The organism is Oleiphilus sp. HI0086 (assembly GCF_001635225.1).
The window spans coordinates 1-807 of sequence record NZ_LWFZ01001185.1; the positions used below are offsets into that span (position 1 = coordinate 1).

An 807-nucleotide genomic window follows, 5' to 3' on the forward strand; every position below is an offset into this window, starting at 1 on the left:
TGACCAGGTGGCCTATAAGCTTACAACTAAGCAAATCGTATTGGATATTCCTAGCCAAGAGGTTATTACAAAAGACAATGCTATTATTATTGCCAGTGCCGTAGGTTATATCTCCATTACTGACCCGCAGAAAGCAGTGTACGGTGTTGATAACTACACGATAGGGATACAAACCAAAGTCCAAACAACGCTTCGTTCAATTATCGGTGAAATGAATCTGGATGCGGCATTGAGCTCTCGAGAGCAAATAAAAACCAGCCTCACTAGCACGATTGCGAATGAAATTGCGGAATGGGGTATAGCGCTTCGTTCAGTTGAAATTCAGGACATTAACCCTTCTAAGACGATGCAAGAAGCAATGGAAGAGCAAGCCTCTGCAGAGCGGGCAAGGCGTGCAACGGTGACCAGAGCTGAAGGTTCTAAAGAAGCCCAGATATTAGAAGCCACGGGCCAGAAGCAAGCGCAAATACTGGAAGCACAGGGCCGAAAAGAAGCAGCAGAACAAGATGCTAAAGCTGAATTGCTATTGGCAGAAGCGAGGCAGCAGTCAATCTCAATGGTCTCTGCCCCTTTGACCGATAAAGACATGGCAGTGACCTACCTTCTTGGTGAGAAGTATGTTTCAGCGATAGAAAGCCTGGCGACATCTGAGAACAGCAAGTCGGTAATCTTACCTGCCGATTTACCAAAAGCTATCGCGGGTATGATAGGGAAGTAATACACTAGGGTAGCAAGATAAAGCCTAATTTATGTTTGAGCTAAAAACCATCGCGCTATTCATCGTTACTGCGCTTGCAGAAATTGTTG

At 45.4% G+C, this 807-nt stretch carries 1 protein-coding gene; it reads left to right on the forward strand.

The features are described 5' to 3' along the window. Positions 1-718 (forward strand): SPFH domain-containing protein (locus A3756_RS20700; protein ID WP_068554491.1); only part of this gene is annotated, 718 nt, incomplete at its 5' end. Positions 719-807 lie beyond the last annotated feature (89 nt).